18 protein-coding genes are annotated in these 23515 nt (G+C 73.3%); 6 read left to right on the top strand and 12 right to left on the bottom strand.

The genetic code is table 11. The annotated features are described in order from the left end of the window. Positions 1–14: 14 nt before the first annotated feature. The 6 genes from ACZ34W_RS06030 to ACZ34W_RS06005 all read right to left on the bottom strand — a co-directional run bounded on the left by ACZ34W_RS06030 (position 15) and on the right by ACZ34W_RS06005 (position 5577). Complete coding sequence (locus tag ACZ34W_RS06030; protein ID WP_329489591.1) at positions 15–1004, bottom strand: ABC transporter substrate-binding protein; 990 nt, start codon at positions 1002–1004, stop codon at positions 15–17. Positions 1005–1076: 72 nt separating this feature from the next. Next, a complete protein-coding gene (locus ACZ34W_RS06025; RefSeq protein WP_329492245.1) occupies positions 1077–1829 on the bottom strand; it encodes an amino acid ABC transporter ATP-binding protein in 753 nt (250 codons plus the stop codon). Positions 1830–1849: 20 nt separating this feature from the next. Next, complete coding sequence (locus ACZ34W_RS06020; protein WP_465602100.1) at positions 1850–2866, bottom strand: amino acid ABC transporter permease; 1017 nt, start codon at positions 2864–2866, stop codon at positions 1850–1852. Positions 2867–2906: 40 nt separating this feature from the next. Then, entirely contained in the window at positions 2907–3857 is a 951-nt protein-coding gene (locus ACZ34W_RS06015; RefSeq protein ID WP_329489588.1) for an ABC transporter substrate-binding protein, read from the bottom strand. After that, complete coding sequence (locus ACZ34W_RS06010; RefSeq protein WP_329489587.1) at positions 3854–4414, bottom strand: GNAT family N-acetyltransferase; 561 nt, start codon at positions 4412–4414, stop codon at positions 3854–3856. Before ACZ34W_RS06010 ends, ACZ34W_RS06015 begins: the two co-directional genes overlap by 4 nt. Next, complete coding sequence (locus ACZ34W_RS06005; RefSeq protein WP_329489586.1) at positions 4411–5577, bottom strand: LLM class flavin-dependent oxidoreductase; 1167 nt, start codon at positions 5575–5577, stop codon at positions 4411–4413. Before ACZ34W_RS06005 ends, ACZ34W_RS06010 begins: the two co-directional genes overlap by 4 nt. Positions 5578–6324: 747 nt before the next feature. Here ACZ34W_RS06005 and ACZ34W_RS06000 point away from each other — a divergent pair. From ACZ34W_RS06000 to ACZ34W_RS05990, 3 genes are all read left to right on the top strand, one after another. Further along, complete coding sequence (locus tag ACZ34W_RS06000) at positions 6325–7365, top strand: amino acid ABC transporter permease (RefSeq protein WP_465602098.1); 1041 nt, start codon at positions 6325–6327, stop codon at positions 7363–7365. Further along, on the top strand, positions 7362–9392 hold the full coding sequence (locus ACZ34W_RS05995; RefSeq protein ID WP_465602096.1) for an FAD/NAD(P)-binding protein: 2031 nt from the start codon (positions 7362–7364) through the stop codon (positions 9390–9392). Before ACZ34W_RS06000 ends, ACZ34W_RS05995 begins: the two co-directional genes overlap by 4 nt. Before the next feature lie 418 nt (positions 9393–9810). Then, a complete protein-coding gene (locus tag ACZ34W_RS05990; protein WP_465602094.1) occupies positions 9811–12096 on the top strand; it encodes an FdhF/YdeP family oxidoreductase in 2286 nt (761 codons plus the stop codon). Positions 12097–12145: 49 nt separating this feature from the next. Here ACZ34W_RS05990 and ACZ34W_RS05985 read toward each other — a convergent pair whose 3' ends face one another. Then, a complete protein-coding gene (locus ACZ34W_RS05985; RefSeq protein ID WP_465602092.1) occupies positions 12146–13747 on the bottom strand; it encodes a C40 family peptidase in 1602 nt (533 codons plus the stop codon). A 384-nt stretch (positions 13748–14131) separates the two neighbouring features. Between ACZ34W_RS05985 and ACZ34W_RS05980 the strand changes: the two genes are divergently transcribed. Beyond that, positions 14132–15316: an inorganic phosphate transporter gene (locus ACZ34W_RS05980; protein ID WP_352289302.1), complete on the top strand. Its 1185-nt coding sequence runs from the start codon at positions 14132–14134 to the stop codon at positions 15314–15316. Positions 15317–15342: 26 nt separating this feature from the next. Further along, the gene (locus tag ACZ34W_RS05975; protein WP_329489580.1) at positions 15343–15597 is read left to right on the top strand and encodes a hypothetical protein; all 255 of its coding nucleotides are present in this window, start codon (positions 15343–15345) and stop codon (positions 15595–15597) included. Between the two features lie 85 nt (positions 15598–15682). Here the strand turns inward: ACZ34W_RS05975 and ACZ34W_RS05970 are convergent, their stop codons facing one another. Then, positions 15683–17179 carry an MDR family MFS transporter gene (locus tag ACZ34W_RS05970; protein ID WP_465602188.1) on the bottom strand — a complete coding sequence of 499 codons (1497 nt, stop codon included), beginning with the start codon at positions 17177–17179 and terminating at the stop codon, positions 15683–15685. Positions 17180–17394: 215 nt separating this feature from the next. After that, on the bottom strand, positions 17395–17853 hold the full coding sequence (locus ACZ34W_RS05965) for a MarR family winged helix-turn-helix transcriptional regulator (protein ID WP_329489578.1): 459 nt from the start codon (positions 17851–17853) through the stop codon (positions 17395–17397). Between the two features lie 111 nt (positions 17854–17964). Between ACZ34W_RS05965 and ACZ34W_RS05960 the strand changes: the two genes are divergently transcribed. Next, a complete protein-coding gene (locus tag ACZ34W_RS05960; RefSeq protein ID WP_329489577.1) occupies positions 17965–19008 on the top strand; it encodes an ABC transporter permease in 1044 nt (347 codons plus the stop codon). A gap of 36 nt (positions 19009–19044) precedes the next feature. On the opposite strand, the gene ACZ34W_RS05955 is transcribed toward ACZ34W_RS05960, so the two are convergent. The 3 genes from ACZ34W_RS05955 to lon form a co-directional block, all read right to left on the bottom strand. Then, complete coding sequence (locus tag ACZ34W_RS05955) at positions 19045–20259, bottom strand: ROK family protein (RefSeq protein WP_465602186.1); 1215 nt, start codon at positions 20257–20259, stop codon at positions 19045–19047. Positions 20260–20412: 153 nt separating this feature from the next. Continuing rightward, positions 20413–20934: a GtrA family protein gene (locus ACZ34W_RS05950; protein ID WP_329489576.1), complete on the bottom strand. Its 522-nt coding sequence runs from the start codon at positions 20932–20934 to the stop codon at positions 20413–20415. A 112-nt stretch (positions 20935–21046) separates the two neighbouring features. After that, positions 21047–23440: an endopeptidase La gene (lon, locus tag ACZ34W_RS05945; RefSeq protein WP_465602088.1), complete on the bottom strand. Its 2394-nt coding sequence runs from the start codon at positions 23438–23440 to the stop codon at positions 21047–21049. Positions 23441–23515: the final 75 nt, after the last annotated feature.

Genomic DNA, 23515 nt, shown 5'->3' with positions numbered 1-23515 from the left:
TGGGGGTGAACGGGCTACGGCTTGGGCTTGGGCAGGCCGGGCGGGTTGATCTCGGAGGTCTGGACGGCCTCGCCGTCGAGCCCCCAGCGCTTCAGCGCCTGGCCGTAGGTGCCGTTCTTGATGATCTCGTTGATCGCCCCGTTCAGTGCCTGGACCAGCCCGTTGTCCTTCTTGGTGGTCGCCGCGATCTTCCCCAGGACGTCCGCGCCGCCGCCGGAGTAGGTGCCGACCACCTCGGTCTCACCGGTCTGCACGGCGTGGAAGGCCGAGCTCGGGTTGGGGCCGACGTAGGCGTCGATCCGGCCGGAGGAGAGCGCCAGGTAGTAGTCGGAGGAGCTCTGGAAGTACTTGATGTCGGCCGGCTTGAGGCCGTTCTTCACGTTCTCCTCGTTCCAGGAGATCAGCAGCTTCTCCTGGTTGGTGCCGGAGGAGACGGCGATCGTCTTGCCGGCCACGTCCTTGGGGCCGGCGACCTTCCAGCCGGTGCCCTTCTTGGCCTCGAAGCCGAGGATGTCCAGCCGGTAGGTGGCGAAGTCGTACTTCTCCTTGCGGGCCTCGGTGACGGTGATGTTGGTCATGCCGACGTCGAACTTGCCGCTGTCCAGGCCCACGAAGACGTTCTCCCAGGAGACCGGGTTGAACTCGACCTTCAGACCGAGGACGTCACCGACCAGCGAGGCGAGGTCGGGCTCGACCCCGATGATGGTCTTGTCGTCGTTCGCGTAGAAGTCCAGCGGCGGCGTGGTACCAAGCGAGTTGGCGACCGTCAGCGTCCCTCTCTTTCTGACCTCCTCCGGAACCAGCGCCGCGATGGCGTCCACCTTCGCCGTCGTGATGCGGTTCTGATTCGGGGTCAGGTTCACCGTGGTGCCGTTGGGCGCGGTACTGCCCTTCGCGGGGGCGAGCTCCGCGGCGGCGTCCGTGGAGCTGCCGCAGGCGGCGAGGGTGAGGGTGGCGGCGAGCGCGGCGGCGGCGGTCACGAGGGCACGACGGGGTAGGGACATGGCGGAACTCCTGATGGCTGGAAGAGGGTCGGGGAGCGGGAGGGGGTCGGCGAAGGGGATCGGCGAGGGGGGTCAGAGGACCTTGGCGAGGAAGGCGCGGGTGCGCTCGTGCTGCGGATCGTCCAGGACGGCCTTCGGCGGGCCCTGCTCGACCACCACCCCGCCGTCCATGAAGACCACGGTGTCGGCGACCTCGCGGGCGAAGCCGATCTCGTGGGTCACCACGATCATGGTGGTGCCGGACCGGGCGAGGTCCTTGATGACGTCCAGCACCTCGCCCACCAGCTCCGGGTCGAGCGCCGAGGTCGGCTCGTCGAAGAGCAGCACCTTCGGCTCCAGCGCCAGCGCCCGGGCGATCGCCACCCGTTGCTGCTGGCCGCCGGAGAGCTGGCGCGGGTAGGCGTCCGCCTTGTCGGCGAGGCCGACCCGTTCCAGCAGCGCCAGCGCGGCCGCCCGGGCCTCGGCCTTGGGCCGGCGCAGCGCGCTGACCGGGGCCTCGATGATGTTCTCCACCACCGTGAGGTGCGGGAACAGGTTGAAGTTCTGGAACACGAAGCCGATGTTGGTGCGCTGGCGCAGGACGTCGCGCTCCCTGAGCTCGTGCAGCCGGTCGCCGGAGCGGCGGTAGCCGATCAGCTCGCCGTCGATCGCGACGAAGCCGCGGTCCAGCTTCTCCAGGTGGTTGATCGAGCGCAGCAGCGTCGACTTGCCGGAGCCGGAGGGGCCGAGCACCACCGTCACCGATCCGGCCGGCACGTCGAGGTCGACGCCGCGCAGCACGGCGAGCGGGCCGAAGCTCTTGTGCAGGCCCCTGACCTGCACCATGGGTTCCACGACGGGGGTGGTCACGAGCGTCCTCCGGTAGCGGTCTCGACGGGGGTGCGGTCGGCCCGCAGGCCCTGGACGAAGGCCCGGGCCCGCTGCAGCGGGGTGGGCGGCGGGGTGCGTTCGGCGCCCCGGGCGAAGTAGCGCTCGACGTAGTACTGGCCGAGCGACAGCACCGTGGTCAGCAGCACGTACCAGACGGTGGCCACCATCAGCAGCGGCACCACCCGGCCGGTGCGGCCGTAGACGACCTGCACCTGGTAGAAGAGCTCGCCGATGGCCATCACGTAGACCACCGAGGTGCCCTTGAACAGCGAGATCACCTCGTTGGCGGCGGCCGGCAGGATGCCGCGCATGGCCTGCGGCAGCACGATCCGCCAGGCCTGGCGCCAGCGCGGCACGCCCAGCGCGGCGGCGGCCTCGCGCTGCCCGCCGTCGACCGCGATGATGCCGCCGCGGATGATCTCCGCGGCGAACGCCGCCTGGTGCAGGCCCAGCCCCAGCACGGCGGCGCCGAGCGCGCCCAGCACCCCCATCGTCTCGAACTCGGCGAAGGTCGGGCCGAACGGGATCCCGATGCCGAACCGCTTGTAGAGGTAGGAGAGGTTGAACCAGAAGACCAGTTGCACGATCAGCGGGATGGAGCGGAACGCCCAGACGTAGGCCCAGGCGATGGACTGCAGGATCGCGCTGCGCGACAGCCGCATCGCCGCCACCACCGCACCCAGCAGGAAGCCCAGCAGCGTTCCGTAGAAGGTGAGTTCGATGGTGCGGCCGACGGCGCGCAGGATGGTGTCGGCGGAGAAGTAGACCCGGAAGGTCGCCCAGTCCCAGCCGGGGTTGGTGGCCAGCCCGTGGGCGAACTGGAGCAGGACGACGACGGCGGCGAGGCCGGCCGCCCAGCGCCACGGGTGGCGGGCCCGGACGGTCCGCAGACCGGCCAGCTCGCCGAGGTCGACGCGCCCGGCCGGGGCGGCCGGCGCCTTGGCGGCGGTTCTTCCGGCCGGCGGACCGGCCTCGGTGGTGGTGATGCTCATGGGGGGATTCCTCCAACAGGCCCGGGGCCCGGACAGGGGGTCACACGTGCTCGGGCGGGCTGATCTGGGATTCCTTGATCGCCGAATCGACGACTCCCCACTTCTTGACGATCTTGTCGTACGTCCCGTCCTTGATCAGCTGGTTGACCGCCGCCTGGAAGGCCGGGGCGAGCGGGGAGCCCTTCTTGAACGCGAAGCCGACGTCCAGCCGGTGGAACTCGCCGAGGAACTTCGTCCCCGACGCCTCCTGGGACGCCTGGTAGCGCAGGCCGTTGATGGTCGACATCACGACGTCGATCCGCCCCTGCTGGAGGCCGGTCAGCGTGGCGCCGTTGTCGCTGAACGCCTTCACCTCGAAGGGCTTCTTGCCCGCGTCGGTGCAGACGTTCTTCTTGGCGTTCAGCGTGGTCTCGAAGGTGGTGCCGGCCCCGGTGCCGATGACCAGCCCGCAGAGCTGCGCGAGGTCGGTGACCGGCTGGACGCTGGTGTTGTCCTTCTTGACCGCGAAGCCCTGGCCGTCGTCGATGTAGGTGACGAAGTCGATGGTCTTCAACCGGACGGCGGTGACCCCGAAGTTGCCGGTGCCGACGTCGTACTTGCCGCTGCCCAGCGCGGGCAGGATGGTCTCGAAGGCGGCCTCCTCGCGCTCCACGGTCAGGCCGAGCACCTTGGCCACCGCGTCGGTGAAGTCGATGTCCACCCCGGCCGCCTTCTTGGTGGCCTGGTCGGCGTAGAAGGCGGCGGGCGGCGAGGCGATCGCCGAGCCGAACTTCACCGTCCCCGCCTTGCGGACGTCCTCGGGCAGCAGGGCGGCCGCCGCGTCCGACTTCGCGACGCCGGAGACGAGGTCCTGCGCGGCGGCGTCGACCGCCGCCTGGCCGGCGCCCGGCTGGGCGGCGGTCTTCGGGTCCGAACCGCACGCGGCCAGGGCCAGGACCGGCAGCAGGGCGGTGGCCGCGAGCAGGCGGCGGCGGACGGTGGTGGTTCTCACGGGAGTTGGGCGCCTTTCGGGGTCGGTGCGTGATGGGGTCGCGCGGGGGCCTCGGCCCGCTCGCTGTCGGTGCGGGCCGGCAGGGACTTCTCGAACGCCAGCGGGCCGATCTCCAGCGGATCGGCGTCGACGTCGAACAGCGGGGTGTAGCCGGTCGCCAGGTAGAGCCCCCTGGCCTCGGGCTGGCGCGGGCCGGTGGTGAGGAAGATCCGGGTGTAGCCGACCGCCCGCGCGGCCCGCTCCAGCTCGGCCAGCACCCGGCTGGCCAGCCCCCGGCGGCGGTGCGCGGAATGCGTCCACATCCGCTTCACCTCGGCGGTCCGTTCGTCGTACCGCTTGTACGCACCGCCGGCCACCGGCTCGCCGTCCTCCAGCAGGAGCAGCAGTACGCCGGCCGGCTCCGCGAAGGCGTCCTTCGGGTACCGGCTCATCTCCTCCCGGGCATCCGGCCCGTAGCGGGTGACGTACTCGTGGGTGAGCTCCCGCAGCAGCGGCTCGACCAGGGGATCGTCGATCGTCACCCGGCGGACCTCGGTCGCCAGGCTGGTGCCGCTCACGCCTGGACCGCGATCAGCTGGTGGCGGTCGCGCTCGGCCCGGGCCTCCCGCTCGGCCGCCTCGGCCGCCTTCGCGGCGTCCCGCCGGGCGACCTCCTCGCGCACCAGCGGGATGACGTACCGGCCGAAGTCGATCGCGTCGTCGAGCAGCGCGTAGCCGCGCGCGGAGAGGATGTCCACGCCGAGGTCGTAGTAGTCGAGCAGCGCCTGCGCGACCGTCTCCGGCGTGCCGACCAGGGCGTTGGAGTTGCCGGCCCCGCCGGTGGCGGCCGCGGTCGGGGTCCAGAGCGCGCGGTCGTAGCGCTCGCCGGCCGCGGCGATCTCCAGCAGCCGCTGCGACCCGGTGTTCTCCGGGGTCCGGGCCGCGGCCGCACCGCGCCGGACCAGCTCGCCGGACTCCTTGCGGGCCCGGATCGCGTCCACCGTCCGGTACGCCTTCTCCCAGGCCAGTTCCTCGGTCGGCGCGATGATCGGCCGGAAGGCGACCTGGATGCGCGGCACGTCCGTCCGGCCGGCGGCCCGCGCGGCCTCCTTGACCCGCTCGATCTGCTCGGCGGTCCGGGCCAGCGGTTCGCCCCAGAGGCAGTAGATGTCCGCCTCCGCCCCGCCGGCCGCGTAGGCGGCCTCCGAGGAGCCGCCGAAGGAGACGCCCGGGCGCGGGGCCTGGACGGGGAAGACGTCCGAGACGAAGTCGTTGAAGCGGTAGTACTCGCCCTCGTGGTCGAAGGCCTCCGTGCTGGTCCACGCCTTCTTGACGATTCCGATGTACTCACGGGTGCGGGCGTAGCGCTGGTCCTTGGTCAGGAAGTCGCCCTCGCGCTGCTGCTCGTGGTCGTTGCCGCCGGTGATGAAGTGGACGGTGAGCCGCCCGTCGCTGATCCGGTCCAGGGTGGCGAAGGTCTTCGCCGCGTAGGTCGGGTAGGAGACGTTCGGCCGGTGGGCCAGCAGGATCTGGAGCCGGTCGAGCCGGGCCGCGAGGAACGCCGCGGCCGCCGCCGGGTCGGGGGCGCCGGCGCCGTAGGCGAACAGCACGCGGTCCCAGCCGTTGTCCTCGTGGGCCCGGGCCAGCCGCAGGGTGTAGTCGCGGTCGAAGGCCGCCGTGGAGCGGGGGGTGGTCTCCGAACCATCACCGGTGGCGGCGATGCCGAGGAATTCGACGGGCATGGTGACTGACCTTTCGGGTCGTACGGAATCCGGCGGCTGCGGGTGGGCAGACCGGAACAGGCCATGGCAGAGCCAGGCTTGGAGCACGGAGCGGGGAGCGAGAAGGCCGAGCGGGGAGCGCGGAGCGAAGAGGGCCGAGCGGGGAGGGCGGAGCGGAGCGCGCGGATCGACGGGCACGGGCACGTGACGGTGACGACGACGGCGAAGACGTCGACGTCGGCGGAAGGGCGACGGAGAACTGCCGGAGTGCAGTGGGGTACGGAAGGCTGAAGGCGGCAGCGTGCGCCTGAAACGGCCGTCCGTACGGGACTGGACGGCCTACCCGGCCCGCGACGGGGCACCGAGGGAGAGGTCTCCGCGAGGAGGGCCTCCGAGGGAGGAGGCTCCTAGGAGGACAGGGCCGGCTGGACGGCCCGCTGCCGGGTCAGCCGCGACACGCCGCGGACCACACCCGACCGAAGTCGATGTGGTCGCGGGTGACCAGGAGCTGCTCGGCGTACATGAGCACAAGTTGAGCAGTGAAGGATGCACGGCGTCAACCACCGTCCATTACCGCTCTGTTGCGATCACTTGTCGCCGTGTGCCCCGGCGGCACCACCCTTGACAGCCCTCGTTCGCGCATGCGTACGATCAATGCGGAGAGCAGTGCGGAGCCGGTCGCGTTGAGGGACGCGAGCCGGCCCGACGGCCGTACGTGACCACCCCCGTACCTCCCGCCTGCCCGCAGCTTCCGCCTGGAGCCTCCTCATGGCCACCCCGCAGGACGTCCTTCCCGCGCCCTCCCTCACCGAGAACCCCGTGCCGGACCCGGGGCCGCCCGCCGGCGCCGTCGTCGACCCCTCGGCCCGGCTCGTCGCCCGCCGCCGGCCCGGCCAGTGGGTCTCCGCCGCCGTCGCGCTGCTGCTGTTCGCGATGGCCCTCAGTTCGGTGATCCGCAACAAGGCCTTCCAATGGGACGTCGTCGCCGACTGGTTCACCGCCACCTCGGTCCTGAACGGCCTCACCCTGACCCTGTGGCTGACCGCCGTCACGCTCGGCCTCGGCTTCGTCCTCGGCACGGTGCTCGCCACCATGCGGCTCTCCGGCAACCCGGTGCTGCGCACGCTGAGCTGGACGTACATCTGGATCTTCCGCTCCACCCCGGCGCTGGTGCAGCTGCTGCTCTTCTTCAACATCGGCGCGCTCTACCCGACGCTCGGCCTGGGCATCCCGTTCGGCCCGGAGTTCGTCACCGTCCGGACCGTCAACCTGTTCGGCCCCACCCTGACCGCCGTGGTCGGCCTGACCCTGCTGGAGGCCGCGTACGCCGCCGAGGTGGTGCGCGGCGGGATCCTCTCGGTCGACCGCGGCCAGCTGGAGGCCGCCTCGGCGCTCGGGCTGGGCCGGTGGCGGGTGCTGCGCCGGATCATCGTCCCGCAGGCGATGCGCTCGATCGTCCCCACCGCCGGGAACATGCTGATCAGCGCACTCAAGGGCACCAGCATCATCAGCGTGCTGGCCGTCTCCGACCTGCTCTACTCGGTGCAGCTGGTCTACCTGCAGTCCTACCAGGTCATCCCGATGCTGATGGTCGCCACCATCTGGTACATCGTGATCACCACCGTGCTGTCCGTCGGCCAGTACTACGTCGAGCGGCACTACGCCAAGGGCGCCACCCGCGACGGCCTGCCGCCCACCCCGCTGCAGAAGGCCCGCGCGGCCTGGCGCCGGCTGCGCGCCGCCGCCGACACCCCGGCCGGGGCCGACGCCGCGACCGGCGCCAAGACCGCAGCCGGGGGGACGCGTTGACCACCCTGGTGATCGTCGGCGCCGGCCCGCGCGGTACCGGGCTGCTGGAGCGGATCGCCGCCAACGCGGCCGAACTCCTGCCCTCCGAGCGCCCGCTGGAGATCCACCTGGTCGACCCGCACCCGCCCGGCGCGGGCCGGATCTGGCGCTACGACCAGTCCCCGCTGCTCCGGATGAACTCGATGGCCGAGGACGTCACGATGTTCACCGACGAGCGGTCCACCATCGACGGACCGGTCCGCCCCGGGCCCTCGCTGGCCGAATGGGCCGCCCGGCAGACGGAGTTCGCGCCCTACCGGGAGGTCGAGGACCCGGCGGTCCGGGCCGAGCTGGGCACCCTGGCGCCCACCGACTTCCCCACCCGCCGGGCCCAGAGCGCCTACCTGGACTGGGTGTTCCGCCGCGCCGTCGCCGACCTCCCGCCGCACATCACCGTCACCGTGCACCGGGACACCGTCCGCCGGGTCGAGGGCCCGGTGGACGGCCCGCAGCTGGTCCACCTCGGGGACCGGGTGCTCACCGCCGACCACGTCACCCTGACCCTCGGCCACCTCGACTCCGCGCCGCACCCCCGGTACGCCGCGGACGCCGGGTTCGCCGCCCGGCACGGCCGCTTCCACCTGCCGCCCGCCTTCTCCGCCGACGCCGACCTGAGCGGCATCGGCGCCGGCGAGCACGTCGTCCTGCGCGGCTTCGGGCTCGCCTTCGTCGACCTGGTCGCCCTGCTCACCGAAGGCCGGGGCGGCCGCTTCGAGGAGACGCCGGACGGCCCGGTCTACCGGCCCTCCGGCCGCGAGCCGGTGATCCACGTCGGCTCCCGGCGCGGTGTTCCCTACCACTCCAAGACCGGCTACCGGCTCCAGGGGCCGCCCGCCCCGCTCCCCCGCTACTTCGACGCGGCCGCCGTGGACGCCGTTCTCGCGCGCCCCGGGCCGCTCGAACTGCGCCGCGACTTCTGGCCGTTGATGGCGAAGGACATCGGCTTCGGGCACTACCACGAACTGTTCCACGCCCACCCCGAACGCACCGCGCTCCCCTGGGCCGAGTTCCTCGCCGGCTACGACGCCCACGACTGGTACGCGCCCGAGCTCGCCCGGCTGATCGCCCGGGCCGTCCCCGACGAGGCCGACCGGCTGGACTTCGAACGGCTCGACTTCCCGCTGGCCGGTCTCGAACTCGGCTCCGCCGAGGAGCTCCAGCGCCATCTGCGCGGCTACATCACCGAGGACGCCGACCGCCGCGCCGACCCGGCCCACAGCGCCGACCTCGGCGCCTTCCTCGCCCTGCTCTCGCTCTTCGGCCAACTGCCCCGCGTGCTGGCCTCCGGCCGGCTCACCGCCCGCTCGGTCGGCGAGGAGGTCGACGAGTGGTTCTTCGGCTACTTCAGCTACCTCGCCTCCGGCCCGCCCGGCTTCCGGCTGCGCCAGCTGCTCGCGCTCTCCGAGGCGGGCGTGGTCCGCTTCCTGGGCGCGGGCGTCCGGGTCGACCGGGACGAGGCGACCGGCACCTGGCGGGCGTCCGGTAGCACCGTGCCCGGGCACCGCGTCGAGGCCACCGCGCTGATCGAGGCGTACCTGCCCAAGCACGCGCTGGCCCGCACCCGGGACCCGGTCCTGCGGGACCTGCACCGCGCCGGGCGGATCGTGGAGGAGGTGGTCAGCGACGAGGAGCACACCCACCGCTCCGGGCTGCTCACCATCCGGCCCGGGGACAGCCGGGTCCTGGACCCGGCCCTGGACGGCGGGCCGCACCCGCGGCGCACCGCCCTCGGCCCGCACACCAGTCTGCGCGCGGCGGCCGCCTTCGCCCGGCCGCGCACCGACTCCCCGGGCTTTCGCCAGAACGACGCCGCCGCCCGGGCCATCCTGCGGGCCCTGGCGGCCGTCCCGGCGGCGGGTGGGCGGCCCACCGGGCGGCCCACCGCGCCGCTCGCGGCCCGCGTGGTCGGCCCGGGGCCCCGCCCGGCCGGCTCGGGGCCCGAACAGCTCCTCGACCAGGTCCTCGGCGGTGACGTGGTCCGGAGCTGACACGACGATCCAGCTCCCGCTCGGCGTGATGCCGGTCCCGCGCTCCAGCGCGGTCAGGCAGGCACCGGCCTCCTGGCCCGAGGCGACGTCCCGGGGCCGGGAGGGCGCCGGATCGGCACCACGGCCCCGGCCGGGGCGCTCCTGGCCCGGAGGGCCACCCGGGGCCGCGGCGCGCGGGCGGGCCCCGGCGCGCGGACAGCGCCGGCCGCTGCTGGTAGGGACAGGTCGTGCCGGGCCCGCGCGGTGGCCGGTCACCCGCGCCCCCGCCTCTCGAAGCGGCCGCACCCCATCGACGCACCGTGCGGGGTCGGCCGGGACCGGTACCGGGATGGCCCGGACGACTCGAACGGGTGGAAGGATGGACGGCGGGCCACGCGACGGAGCGGCGGCCGGACGAGCACAGCCGAGGAGCGCAGTCATGGCCAAACCGGCCCCGCAGAGCGATCCCGCGCAGGACGCCCCCGTGGTGTCCGCGCCCCAGCACGCCGCGGCCGGACTGCCGGCGGTCGGCCACAGCCTCCGGATGGCCACCGAGCAGATGGGCGCCCGGCGCACCCTCGCCACCCTGCGCAAGGTCAACCAGCCGGACGGCTTCGACTGCCCCGGCTGCGCCTGGCCCGAGCCCGGGAAGACGCACACCGCCGAGTTCTGCGAGAACGGCGCGAAGGCCGTCGCCGAGGAGGCCACCGAGCGCCGGATCCGCGCCGAGTTCTTCGCCGCCCACCCGGTGGCCGAGCTGGCCGAACGCTCCGGCTACTGGCTCGGCCAGCAGGGCCGCCTCACCCAGCCGATGCTGCTGGACGAGGGCGCCACCCACTACACGCCGATCGCCTGGGACGACGCCTTCGCGCTGATCGCCGAGGAGCTGCGCGCCCTGGACACCCCGGACGGCGCGGCCTTCTACACCTCCGGCCGGACCAGCAACGAGGCCGCCTTCGCCTACCAGCTGTTCGCCCGCCGGCTGGGCACCAACAACCTGCCGGACTGCTCCAACATGTGCCACGAGTCCTCCGGCTCGGCGCTCACCGAGACGCTCGGCGTCGGCAAGGGCAGCGTCAGCCTCAAGGACCTCTACCAGGCCGACCTGATCATCGTGGCGGGCCAGAACCCGGGTACCAACCACCCGCGGATGCTCTCCGCCCTGGAGCGGGCCAAGCGCGCGGGTGCCACCGTCGTCAGCGTCAACCCGCTGCCCGAGGCCGGCCTCGAACGGTTCAAGAACCCGCAGAACGCCCGCGGCCTGGCCGGCCACGGCACCAAGCTGACCGACCTCTTCCTGCAGATCCGGCTCGGCGGCGACCTCGCCCTGTTCCGCGCGCTCAACCGGCTCGTCCTCGACGCGGACGGCGGCGTCGACGAGGAGTTCGTCGCGCGGCACTGCCACGGCTTCGAGGAGTTCGCCGCCGAGGCCCGGCAGACCCGGCGCGAGGAGGTGCTCGCCGCCACCGGCCTGCCGTGGGAGCAGATCGAGGAGCTGGGCCGCCTGGTGCTCTCCTCCCGGAAGATCATCGTCTGCTGGGCGATGGGCCTCACCCAGCACAAGCACGCCGTGCCGACCATCCGCGAGGTGGTCAACTTCCTGCTGCTGCGCGGCAACGTCGGCCGCCCGGGCGCCGGGGTCTGCCCGGTGCGCGGACACAGCAACGTCCAGGGCGACCGGACGATGGGCATCTTCGAGCGGCCCTCGGCGGCCTTCCTGGACGCGCTGGGCGGCGAGTTCGGCTTCGAGCCGCCGCGGACGCACGGCTACGACTCGGTGGACACCATCCGCGCGATGCGCGACGGCCGGGTGAAGGTGTTCTTCGCGATGGGCGGCAACTTCGTCGCCGCCACCCCGGACACCGAGGTCACCGAGGCGGCGATGCGCCGCTGCCGGCTCACCGTGCACGTCTCCACCAAGCTCAACCGCTCGCACGTGGTGACCGGGGCCCGGGCGCTGATCCTGCCCACCCTCGGCCGCACCGACCGGGACGTCACCGCCAGTGGCGCGCAGTTCGTCAGCGTCGAGGACTCGATGGGCCAGGTGCACTCCTCGCGCGGCGGCCTGCGCCCGCCGGCGCCGGGGCTGCTCTCCGAGGTGGCGATCGTCTGCCGGCTGGCCCGCGCCGCGCTCGGCCCCGGGGACGACGTCCCGTGGGAGGACTTCGCCGACGACTACGACACCCTGCGGGACCGGATCGCCCGGGTGGTGCCGGGCTTCGACGGCTTCAACGACAAGGTCCGCCGGCCCGGCGGGTTCACCCTGCCGCACGGGCCGCGCGACTCCCGGACCTTCCCGACCGCGACCGGGCTGGCCAACTTCACGGTCAACCCGCTCACCGCGCCCGAGGTCCCGCCGGGCCGGCTGCTGCTGCAGACGCTCCGTTCGCACGACCAGTACAACACCACGATCTACGGCCTGGACGACCGCTACCGCGGCATCACCGGCGGCCGCCGGGTCGTGCTGGTAAACCCCGTCGACGCCGCCGAGCTGGGCCTGACCGAGGGCGGGTACGTCGATCTGGTCGGCGAGTGGAAGGACGGCGTGGAGCGGCGCGCCCCGCACTTCAAGGTGGTGCACTACCCGGTGGCCCGCGGCGGCGCGGCGGCGTACTACCCGGAGACCAACGTGCTGGTGCCGCTGGACTCCACCGCGGACATCAGCAACACCCCGACCTCCAAGGCCGTGCTGATCCGCTTCGAGCCGGACAGCGGCGCGAGCTGAACCGGCCGACGGCCCGGGGCTCCCCGGGCCGTCGGGCCGTCGGGCCGAGCTAGTGCTGGCCCGCCGGCAGCGGGGTGGCCGAGGTGGAGCCCGGGGCCGAGGCGGTGGACGAACCGGTACGGGTGCCGCTGGGCGAGCCCGCGGGAGTCCCGGCCGGCGTCCCGGCCGGCGTCCCGGTGGGGGTGCCCGTCGGGGTACCGGTCGGCGTTCCCGTGGGCGTCCCGGTCGGCGTACCCGTCGGGGTACCGGTCGGCGTGCCCGTCGGGGTCCCGGTGGGCGTGCCCGTCGGCGTTCCCGTGGGCGTCCCGGTCGGCGTACCCGTCGGGGTACCGGTCGGCGTCCCCGGGTCGGTCGGCGTGCCGGTGCCGGGCTGCGGGGTGCCGGGCGTCGGCGTCCCCGGGGTGGGCGTACCGGGCGCGGTCGGCGTGCCGGGCGCGGGGTTCGCCGCGTTCGGGTCGACCGGCACCTGGTTGGCCGGGCTCGGGGCGATCGGGGTGACGCTGTCCCAGCCCGCCGGGAGGTCCGGCACCTTCCAGGCACCGCCCGCCTCGTCCGAGGCGGTCTCCGGGTCGGGGCGGACGGCACCGAGGATCGGCATCGAGCCGATCGGCGACACCTTGATCACGGCGCCCGGGCGGGGCGCCTGGACGACCAGCCCGCCGCCGATGTAGAGCGCGACATGGGTGGCGCCCTCGAAGTAGATGACCAGGTCACCGGGGCGCAGCTGGTTCAGCGCGACGTGCTGGAGCTGGGCCCACTGCTCCTGGCTGGTGCGCGGGATCGGCTTGCCGGCGTGCAGCCACGCCTGCGAGGTGAGGCCGGAGCAGTCGAAGACGTCCGGGCCGGCGCCGCCCCACACGTACGGCTTGTTGAGCTGCGCCAGCGCGTACGCGACGGCGGCGCGGCCGGCCAGCGACGGGGTGCGCTCGCCCTTGCCGAGGGCGCCGGAGGCGAGGAAGGCCAGCTGGGCCTCGTCGGCCTTGGCCTTCTCCAGCTGCTCCAGCTCGGTGCGCTGGGCACCGGTGAGCGAGGAGACCAGCTGCTCGACGGCGGCCAGGTCGGTGGCGAGCTTGGCCTTGGCCGCGTCCTGCTGGGCGACCAGTGCCTGGGAGTTCTTCAGCGCCTCCTCGCTCTGCTTCTGCAGGCCGGTGAGCGCTTCGCGGTCGAGCTTGAGCCGGTCCAGGAACTCGGACTGCGAACGGCTCGCGGCGGAGAGCAGTTCGGCGATGGTGACGGCCTCGTACGGGTCCTGGGAGAGCAGCAGTTCGGCGTAGGCCGAGGTGGCGCCGTTGCGGTACTGGGCCGCGGCGAGCTGGGCGGCCACGTCGGTACCGGCGTCCACGAGCTTCTGCTGACGGTCCAGCCGGTCGCCCAGGTCGGTGACGGTGGCCTGCTGCTCGGCGACCTTGGTGACGGCGGCGTTGAACTGCTCGGTGGCGGCCTCCGCCCCCGTGTACAGCTCGTGCAGCCGGTCGAGCAGCGGCCCGAGGGTGGCCTTGGCCTCCGCGAGCGGGTCCGCGCCGGGCACGGCGGCCGGGGCGGTGATGCCCGGGTTGCCCGGGTCCGGCGCCGCGTAGGCGGCCTGGGCGGCCAGCGGCAGCGCCAGCGCGGCGGCCGCCAGGACGGCTCCGCAGCGCAGGGCGGCCCGCACCCACGGTCGTGTTCCCGCTGTCTCCGTGCACTGTGCGGCCCCGCCCATGGATTCGTTCCTCCCCGCCCCTGCCGATCCCCGGGATGCCCGGATCCTCGCCGATCCTGTCATGGGTCACCCGGCAGAAACAGACCGCACCCGTACGGCCCGATGAATTCTTCGGTCGGTTGTGAGACAGGTCTCAGCAAACCGGAGCGAACCAGGACGTTCTGCGCCAATGCCCAGTTCAGCGGGCCCGGGGACACCTCCTGGCAAGGTCATGGCAACCCCTGGGACACGTCCGGAACCACGCGGCCCGTCTCAGTTCACCTTCCGTTCACCGAGGCTCCCTACCGTCGCGATCGACACCAACGTCAGTGCGACAACTACGACGATTGTTTGGGTATGGAACACATCTCGTTCCTGGTGGCCGTTGTGATCATCACGGCGCTCGCCTTCGACTTCACCAACGGGTTCCACGACACCGCCAACGCGATGGCCACCTCCATCGCCACCGGAGCCCTTCGACCCAAGGTCGCGGTCACCATCGCGGCCGTCCTCAACTTCGCCGGGGCGTTCCTCTCGGTGAAGGTCGCCACCACCATCTCCGGCGGCATCGTCAACGAGAAGGCCGGGATCCATCCGGAGATCATCTTCGCCGCACTGGTCGGCGCGATCCTCTGGAACCTGATCACCTGGCTGAGAGGCCTTCCGTCCAGTTCGTCGCACGCGCTCTACGGCGGCCTGATCGGCGCCACCGTGGTCGGCGTCGGTCTCAACGGCGTCAACTTCGACACCGTGGTCACCAAGATCCTCATCCCGGCGATCGCCTCCCCGCTGGTCGCGGGCCTGGCCTCGTGGGGCGCCACGAAGCTGGCGTACGCGATCACCCGCAAGAGCGACGGCGCCACCGTCACCAAGGGCTTCAAGACCGGCCAGGTGTTCTCCTCCTCGCTGATCTCGCTGGCCCACGGCACCAACGACGCCCAGAAGACGATGGGCATCATCACCCTGACCCTGGTCTCGGTCGGCGCCCTGCCGACCGGCGCGCTCCCCCCCACCTGGGTGATCGTCTCGGCCGGTGCGGCGATCGCGCTCGGCACCTACATGGGCGGCTGGCGGATCATCCGCTCGATGGGCAAGGGCCTGGCGGACATCCAGGCCCCGCAGGGCTTCGCCTCCGAGTCCGCCGCCGCGACCGTCATCCTGACCTCCTCGCACATGGGCTTCGGCCTCTCCACCACCCAGGTCTGCTCCGGCGGCATCATGGGCGCCGGCCTCGGCGGCCCGAAGGGCGAGCTGCGCTGGAGCCTGGTGCGCCGCATGGTCTACACCTGGGGCCTGACCCTGCCCGCCGCCGCCACGGTGGCCGGCCTCGCGGCCCTCGTGGTCGAGCAGGGCACCTGGGGCGTGGTCCTGGTGGGCGCCGTCCTGGTCGCCGGCTCGGGCGCGATGTGGCTGATCTCCCGCCGCCAGCCGGTCCACGCGGACAACGTCAACGAGGCCGGCGACATCACCCCGGTCGAGATCACCCCGACCGCCGCGGCCGGCACCCCCACCACTCCCGCCTCGACCACGGTCGCGGCCTGAGCGCCGACGGCTGAGGAGCACACAGCATGCACATCAAGTGGAACGCCCTGGCCCAGACCGCCGGCTTCAGCTTCGGCATCACCGTCGCGGTGGTCACCGTCTTCGCGTTGGGCATCCTGGCCCTCTCCCGCCGTGAGGCCGCGCTGACCGCGCAGCGCTCGGCGGCCGGCTCCGACGCCCCGGCCGGCGGCGGCCGACTGGCCCTGGCCGGTGCCTACACCTGCTTCGCGGTCTGCGGCGCCGCCGTCCTCTACGGTCTGTCCCTGATCGCCGGCCACTGACGCACGGAGTACGGCGAAGGCCGGGGAGCGGTGGTCCGCTCCCCGGCCTTCGCCGTGCCCTGCCCCGTGCCCCCGCCGGCGGCGGTCAGCCCTGGTGGCCGGTGCGCAGCACGGTCTCGCGGATGAACAGCACCGTCACGAAGGCCAGCAGCGCGAACGGCGCCGCGACCAGGAAGACCACGCCGACCCCGTGCCCGAAGGCGTCCGTCACCAGCGGGACGAGCGGGGCGGGCAGCTTGTGCAGGTCCGGGATGCCGCCGCCGGCCGCGGCGCCGGTGGCCGGGACGTGCGCGGCCGCCAGGTTCTCCGTCAGGTAGTGGCCGACCCGGTTGTTCATCAGGGCCCCGAGGGCGGAGACGCCCATCGCGCCGCCCATGGTGCGGAAGAAGGTGACCACCGAGCTGGCCGCGCCGAGCTCGTGCCGGGGCACCGTGTTCTGCACCGCGAGCACGAGGTTCTGCATGGTCAGGCCGAGGCCGATGCCGGTGATCGCCATGTAGACGGCGAGCAGCACGTAGTCGGTGTCGGCCCGGGCGGTGCCGAGCAGGGCGAAGCCGACGGCCAGCATCAGGGTGCCGGCGACCAGGTAGGCCTTCCAGCGGCCGTACTTGGTGATCAGCTTGCCCGCCACGGTGGAGGCGACGGCCAGACCGAGGATCATCGGCAGCGTCATCAGGCCGGCGATGGTCGGGGACTTCTCCCTGGCCAGCTGGAAGTACTGGCTGAGGAAGGTGGTCGCGCCGTACATCCCGATGCCGACCAGCACGCTGGCGACCGCCGCCAGGGTGACGGTGCGGTGGCGGAAGAGGCTCGGCGGGATGATCGGCTCGGCCGCGCGCTTCTCGATCGCCACGGCGAGCCCGCCCAGCACCAGGCCGCCGCCGACCATGGCCGCGGTCTGCCAGGAGAGCCAGGCGTAGTTCTTGCCGGCCAGCGTGATCCAGATCATCAGCAGGCTGACGGCACCGGTGATGACCAGGGCGCCCAGGTAGTCGATCTTCACCTTGCGCTTGACCACCGGCAGCTTCAGGGTGCGCTGCAGCACCGCGATCGCGGCCAGCGCGAAGGGGATCCCGACGTAGAAGCACCAGCGCCAGCCGAGCCAGGAGGTGTCCACGATGACGCCGCCGATCAGCGGGCCGCCGATGGTGGCGAGGGCGAAGACCGCGCCGAAGTAGCCGCTGTACCGGCCGCGCTCGCGCGGCGGGACCATCGCCGCCAGGCAGATCTGGGCGAGCGCGGTGACACCGCCGGCGCCGATGCCCTGCAGCGCGCGGCAGGCGATCAGCTCGCCGGTGTTCTGGGCGAGGCCGGCCAGCGCGGACGAGGCGATGTAGATCACCAGGGCGATCTGCAGGAGCAGCTTCTTGCTGGCCAGGTCGGACAGCTTGCCCCAGATCGGAGTGGAGGCGGTGAGGGTGAGCAGGGTGGCGGTGATCACCCAGGTGTAGGCGGACTGGCCGCCGTGCAGGTCGGTGAGGATGCGCGGCAGGGCGTTGGAGACGACGGTCGACGACAGCACGGCCACGAAGAGGCCGAGCAGCAGGCCGGACAGGGCCTCCAGCACCTGCCGGTGGGTCATGGGTGTGTCGTCGTCGGCGGTGGCGGCTCCGGTCGCGGCTCGGGTGGTGACGGTCATCTGGGTCCTTCGGCGGGTGCGGGGCGGAAGCGGGAGGCGGCGACGAGGGACGGAAAAGTCGTTGCCTTAAGCAACCATAGGATCAATGGTTGCTTAAGGCAACTTTCTTCAAGCCCAAGTAAAGTCCCGCCCCGCGACCCGCGCCGGACCGCCGGACCTCAGGTCCCGACGGCCTCCCCGACCACGTCGTTGAAGCGGTGCAGCAGCCCGGCGAAGCGGATCACGTCCTCCTCGGACCAGTTGGCCATCAGCTCGCGCACCCGCTCGATCCGGGCGTCCCGCGCGCCCAGGTAGCGCCGCCGGCCGTCGTCGGTGAGCGAGACCAGCGCGGACCGGCGGTCCAGCGGATCCGCCTCCCGGGTCACCAGGCCCAGCTCCTCCAGCGCCCGGATCTGCCGGCTCACCGTGGCCTTGCCCACCGCGAAGTGCACGCCGACGTCGGTCACCCGCACCCGCCCGGCCTGCTCGATGTAGCCGAGCATGCTGTACGCCGCCCCCTCCAGGCTGGGGTGCACCCGGCGGGAGAGTTCCGCCACCCGGGCCCGGCCCCGGCGGAACATCAGCGCGACCTCGCGCTCCACCGCCAGCAGGGGTTCCTCGTCATTCGCCGCACTCACCGCGCAAGTATCCCGCAGCACAGTGCCCCCACATACGGCGCGGGAAATCGGGAAAGCCAACTACTTGATGGTATGAAGTATCCGTTTTTCCCGATACGCAAGGAGATGTGGATGACCACCCCAGGGCAGGGACCGAGGCCAGGACTCGTCGCCGAACTGAAGGGGGCGGTCACCCCGCGCGCGGCGCTGCTGGTGATCGCCGTCCTCCTCCTCCAGCTCGGCTTCATCACCTCGTACGTCGGGGCGCTGCACAGCCCCACCCCGCACGAGCTCTCGATCGCGGTGGTCGCGCCGCCGCAGGTCTCCCCCAAGCTGGTCGAGGCGCTGGAGGGGGTGCCCGACAACGCGGTACGGGCCTCCACCGCGCCCGACGCGGAGACCGCCACCGCCCGGATCAAGGACCAGAAGCTCTACGCCGCGCTGGTGGTGGACCCGGCCGGCACCGAGGACACCCTGCTGGTCGCCAACGCCCGCGGCCCGGCCGCCGCCCGGGCCGCCCAGACCATCGTCACCGCGGTGGACCAGACCCAGGGCCGGACGGTGCGCACCGTCGACACCATCCCGCTGGCCAAGGGCGACACCAACGGCCTGTCCTCCTTCTACCTGGTGATCGGCTGGTGCGTCGGCGGCTACCTGGTCGCCTCGATCCTCGGCGTCAGCGCCGGGGCGAAACCCGCCAACGCCTACCGGGCGGCCATCCGGCTCGCCGCCCTCGCGCTGTACTCGATCGCGGCCGGCATCGGCGGGGCGGTGATCGTCGGACCGGCGCTGAACGCCCTGCCCGGCTCGTCCTGGGGGCTCGCCGCGCTGGGCGCCCTGGTGGTGTTCACGGTCGGCGCGTTCACCATGGCGCTGCAGTGCCTCTTCGACATCATCGGGATCGGCGTCGCGGTACTGATCTTCGTGGTGCTCGGCAACCCCAGCGCGGGAGGGGTCTTCCCGCCACCGATGGTGCCCCCGTTCTGGCGGGCCATCGGCGCCTGGATCCCGAACGGCGCCGGCACCGACGCGGCCCGCTCGATCGCCTACTTCGGCGCGACCAACCTCACCATGCCGCTGCTCGTGCTGCTGGTCTGGGCACTGGTCGGCGTCGCCGTCACCTTCGCCGCCGTGCTGCGCCGGCCGCGCGGGGGCCGCGAGCTGCCCGCCGGGTAGCCCCACCGCACCGCCCGGGCCGGCCCGACACCGCCCCTACCCGTCGAGCCGGCCCGGGTCCGCGACGATCGCCCGGACCACGCCGACCGCCGCCCCCAGCAGCGGCCCGCGCCGGCCCAGCCGGGAAACCGCCAGCCGCTCCTCCGTCCAGGGGCGGACGGTCACCCGGGCCGCCAGCTCGGCCCGCATCCCCGGCAGCAGCCAGGGCGCCAGCCGGGCGTAGCCGCCGCCCAGCACCACCTCGGCCGGGTCGAGCAGGTTGACCGCCCCGGCCGAGGCGATCCCCAGGGCCGACCCGGCCCCGTCCAGCGCCCCGCGGACCTCCTCGTCCCCGGCCCCGGCCCGCTCGGCGAGCAGGGCGACCCAGTCGCCCCGGATCCCCTCCAGCCCCGCCGCCCGCAGCACCGCCGCCTCCCCCGCGTACTGCTCCAGGCAGCCGTGCGCCCCGCAGGCGCAGCGCGGTCCGTCCGGGTGGACCGGCACGTGCCCCAGCTCTCCGGCGTAGCCGTGCGCCCCACGCATCAGCCGGCCGCCGACCACGATCGCCGAGCCGACCCCGGCCTCGGCCGAGACGTGCAGGAAGTGATCCGGGGCGCCGCCCAGCCAGAGCTCGGCGAGCCCGCCCAGGTTGGCCTCGTTCTCGGCCTCGACCGGCAGCTCGGCCAGGCCCTGCGCGCCGGCCGCGCGCAGCGCCGGCCGCAGCTCGGCGGCCAGCGGCACGTCCTGCCAGCCCAGGTTGGCGGCGCGCTGGAGCACCCCGTCGCCGTCGCCGACCAGGCCGGGCACCGCGAGCATCAGCCCGGCCGGGCGCAGCCCCGCGTCGACGACCGCCCGGCGCAGCAGTTCGGCCAGGTCGGCCATCACGGCGGCGGGCCGCCGGTCCCGGTTGCGGATCTCCTGACGGTGCCAGGCGCGGACCTCGCCGCGCAGGTCGACCACGCAGGCGCCGAGGTGCTCGACCCCGATCTCGGCGCCCAGACCCGCCGGTCCCTCGGGGTTGAGCCCCAGGGCCGTCCCGGGCCGGCCGACCTTGCCGCTGGGCGCCGCCGGACCCTCCTCGACCACCAGCCGGGCCGCGATCAGCTCCTCGGCGAGCGAGGACACCGCCGCCCTCGTCAGCCCGCTCTCCGCGGCGACCTCCGCGCGCGAGCGCGGGGCCCGCGCGATCACGCCGAGCACCAGCGCCAGATTGGCCCGCCGCATGCCCTGCTGGCTGGCCGGCCCGGCCCGGAGGCCGTCCGTCTCGCGCATCGCGCTCACCCCGCTCAGCTTCCGCCCGCCCCGCCGGTGGGCGGGTCCCGCAGTTCGGACCGGTGTCTGCAGCGTAACCGCGTTCGGCCGGGCGCTCCCGCCGGGCCCTGGGGCGCCGGATCGGCCGCTCCGGCGCCCCGCCGCGCCGGGCCGCTACGGGATCCGCTGCGGCTGCTCCACGCGGGGGGCGACGGGCTCGGGGAAGCGCGTGAAGACCCAGCGCTGCATCGCCCAGAAGCGGAAGAGCATCGCGACGAAGGTGCCGAGGACCATGCCGCTCAGGAAGTCGGCCACCTCCTGGGTGAAGGGCGTCACCTGCGGCTCGCGCAGGTCCAGGACGTAGCGCGAGACGATCAGCGGGAGGTCGTTGACGCCGATCGCCACCACGCTGACGAGCAGGAACAGCAGCACCTCACGCCGGTGGCCGCGGGCCCGGAAGGACCACCGGCGGTTGAGCACGTAGGAGACGGTGGTGGCCACCACGGTCGCGATGGTGAGCGCCACCACCGGTTTGTGCTCCAAAAGGGTGAACTTCAGTGAGAAGTTGATCACTGTTGTCAGAACGAAGCACGTCCCCCCGACCAGCAGGACCTTCACCAGCCTGCGGTGCCTGACCAGGAACGGGCGCAGCCCCGCCGGCACCTTGGCCAGGGCGCGCTGAGTGGGGGACGGCATCTTCGCAGTTTCGCACGGGGCCCGCCGACGCTCCCTCCGACGGAATCGGCGGGAAGGCGGCCCGGCGGGAGCAGCGCGCTCCGCCGGGCCGCCGCCCGTTCCCGTCCCGCCGTCAGGCGGCGACCAGCACCTCGGCCGGCTCCAGGGCCAGCTCCAGCACCTCCCGCACGTCCGCCACCGGGTGGACGGTGAGCCGCTCCAGCACCTCGGCCGGGACGTCGTCCAGGTCGGCCTCGTTGCGCTTGGGGATGATCACCGTGCCGACCCCGGCCCGGTCGGCGGCGAGCAGCTTCTGCTTCACCCCGCCGATCGGCAGCACCCGCCCGGTCAGCGACACCTCACCCGTCATCGCCACGTCCGTGCGCACCCGGCGGCCGGAGAGCAGCGACGCCAGGGCGGTGGTCATGGTGATGCCGGCGCTCGGCCCGTCCTTGGGGACGGCCCCGGCGGGGACGTGCAGGTGCACGCCGCGGTCGCGCAGCGAGGTGACCGGCAGCTCCAGCTCGGCGCCGCGCGAGCGCAGGTAGGAGAGCGCGATGTGCGCGGACTCCTTCATCACGTCGCCCAGCTGCCCGGTGAGGGTGAGCCCGGTGCCGCCCGTCTCGGCGTCCGCCAGCGAGGCCTCGATGTACAGGACGTCACCGCCGGCGCCCGTCACCGCCAGGCCGGTCGCCACACCCGGTACGGCGGTCCGCCGCTCGGCGGGCTCCTGGGCCGCCTCCGGGACGTGGTGCGGCCGGCCGATCAGCGCGCGCAGCTCGCCCGCGCCGATCGCGGCGGGCAGCTCGCGCTCGCCCAGCTCGGACTGCGCGGCGATCTTGCGCAGCACCCGGGCGATCGAGCGTTCGAGGGTGCGGACGCCGGCCTCGCGGGTGTACTCCCCGGCGAGCTTGCGCAGCGCCTCCTCCTCGACGGAGACCTCCTCGCTCGTCAGCCCGGCCTTCTCCAGCTGGCGCGGGAGCAGGTGGTCCCGGGCGATGACGACCTTCTCGTCCTCGGTGTAGCCGTCCAGCCGGACCAGCTCCATCCGGTCGAGCAGCGCCTCCGGGATGGCCTCCAGCACGTTGGCGGTGGCGAGGAAGACCACGTCCGAGAGGTCCAGCTCGACCTCCAGGTAGTGGTCCCGGAAGGTGTGGTTCTGCGCCGGGTCCAGCACCTCCAGCAGGGCGGCCGCCGGGTCCCCCCGGTAGTCGGAGCCGACCTTGTCGATCTCGTCGAGCAGGACGACCGGGTTCATCGAACCGGCCTCCTTGATGGCGCGCACCAGGCGGCCGGGCAGCGCGCCGACGTAGGTGCGCCGGTGGCCGCGGATCTCCGCCTCGTCCCGGACGCCGCCGAGCGCCACCCGGACGAAGGTGCGGCCCATCGCCCTGGCCACCGACTCGCCCAGCGAGGTCTTGCCGACGCCGGGCGGGCCGACCAGGGCCAGCACCGCACCGCCGCGGCGGCCGCCGACCAGGCCGAGCCCCTGGTCGGCCCGGCGCTTGCGGACGGCCAGGTACTCGACGATCCGGTCCTTGACGTCCCCGAGGCCGGAGTGGTCCGCGTCCAGCACGGCGCGGGCGCCGGCGATGTCGTAGGCGTCCTCGGTGCGCTCGTTCCAGGGCAGCTCCAGGACGGTGTCCAGCCAGGTGCGGATCCAGGAGCCCTCGGGCGACTGGTCGGACGCCCGCTCCAGCTTGTCGACCTCCTTCAGCGCGGCCTCGCGGACCTTCCCGGGCAGGTCGGCGGCCTCGACCCGGGCGCGGTAGTCGCCCTCCTCGTCGGCCGGGTCGCCGTTCAGCTCGGCCAGCTCCTTGCGGACGGCCTCCAGCTGGCGGCGGAGCAGGAACTCCTTCTGCTGCTTGGCCACGCCCTCCTCGACGTCCTTGCGGATGGTGTCGTTGACCTCCTCCTCGGCGAGGTGGTCGCGCAGCAGGGTGAGGGCGTACTCCAGGCGGGCCACCTGGTCGGCCTCCAGCAGCACCTTGAGCTTCTGCTCCGCGGTGACGAAGGACGCGTAGCCGATGTTGTCGGCCAGCTCGCCGACGCCCTCGATCTGGGCCACCCGGTCGACGATCTGCCAGGCGCCGCGCTTGCGCAGCCACTGGGTGGAGAGCGCCTTGTACTCCCGGACCAGCTCGGCGGCGCGGCCGGCCACCGGCGTGCCCTCCGAGGACTCCCGGAACGGCGTGGTCTCCACCCAGAGCGCGGCGCCGGGCCCGGTGGTGCCGACGCCGATCCGGACCCGGCGCACGGCGCGGACCAGCGCGGCCGGCTCCCCGTCGGCCAGCCGCCCGACCTGCTCGACGGTGGCGAGGGTGCCGACCGCCGCGTACGAGCCGTCCACCCGCGGCACCAGCAGCACCTGGGGCTTCCCGGCGCCGGCGGCCGCGGCCCGCGCGGCCTCGACCGCGGCACGCACCTCGGTGTCCTTGAGGTCCAGCGGGACGACCATGCCCGGGAGCACGACCTCGTCGTCGAGCGGCAGTACGGGCAGGGTGAGCGGAGTGGACGTCGATGCCATGATCTCTCCCCAGTCAGCGAAGTTGAGTTGACCTGACTAAGGTTTCGCGGCCATGGAATGTTCCCCCCGCCCTGT

It is taken from the genome of Kitasatospora sp. NPDC022856 (genome assembly GCF_055561235.1).
The sequence above is the reverse complement of the archived record's forward strand: the minus strand, read 5'-3'. Positions and strand labels throughout refer to the sequence as shown.

Coding starts and splice junctions, on each gene's coding strand:
- ACZ34W_RS06030 (WP_329489591.1), bottom strand. CDS start 1,004: ATGTCCCTACCCCGTCGTGCCCTCGTGACCGCCGCCGCCGCGCTCGCC.
- ACZ34W_RS06025 (WP_329492245.1), bottom strand. CDS start 1,829: ATGGTGCAGGTCAGGGGCCTGCACAAGAGCTTCGGCCCGCTCGCCGTG.
- ACZ34W_RS06020 (WP_465602100.1), bottom strand. CDS start 2,866: ATGAGCATCACCACCACCGAGGCCGGTCCGCCGGCCGGAAGAACCGCC.
- ACZ34W_RS06005 (WP_329489586.1), bottom strand. CDS start 5,577: ATGCCCGTCGAATTCCTCGGCATCGCCGCCACCGGTGATGGTTCGGAG.
- ACZ34W_RS06000 (WP_465602098.1), top strand. CDS start 6,325: ATGGCCACCCCGCAGGACGTCCTTCCCGCGCCCTCCCTCACCGAGAAC.
- ACZ34W_RS05990 (WP_465602094.1), top strand. CDS start 9,811: ATGGCCAAACCGGCCCCGCAGAGCGATCCCGCGCAGGACGCCCCCGTG.
- ACZ34W_RS05980 (WP_352289302.1), top strand. CDS start 14,132: ATGGAACACATCTCGTTCCTGGTGGCCGTTGTGATCATCACGGCGCTC.
- ACZ34W_RS05975 (WP_329489580.1), top strand. CDS start 15,343: ATGCACATCAAGTGGAACGCCCTGGCCCAGACCGCCGGCTTCAGCTTC.
- ACZ34W_RS05970 (WP_465602188.1), bottom strand. CDS start 17,179: ATGACCCACCGGCAGGTGCTGGAGGCCCTGTCCGGCCTGCTGCTCGGC.
- ACZ34W_RS05960 (WP_329489577.1), top strand. CDS start 17,965: ATGACCACCCCAGGGCAGGGACCGAGGCCAGGACTCGTCGCCGAACTG.
- ACZ34W_RS05955 (WP_465602186.1), bottom strand. CDS start 20,259: ATGCGCGAGACGGACGGCCTCCGGGCCGGGCCGGCCAGCCAGCAGGGC.
- ACZ34W_RS05950 (WP_329489576.1), bottom strand. CDS start 20,934: ATGCCGTCCCCCACTCAGCGCGCCCTGGCCAAGGTGCCGGCGGGGCTG.
- lon (WP_465602088.1), bottom strand. CDS start 23,440: ATGGCATCGACGTCCACTCCGCTCACCCTGCCCGTACTGCCGCTCGAC.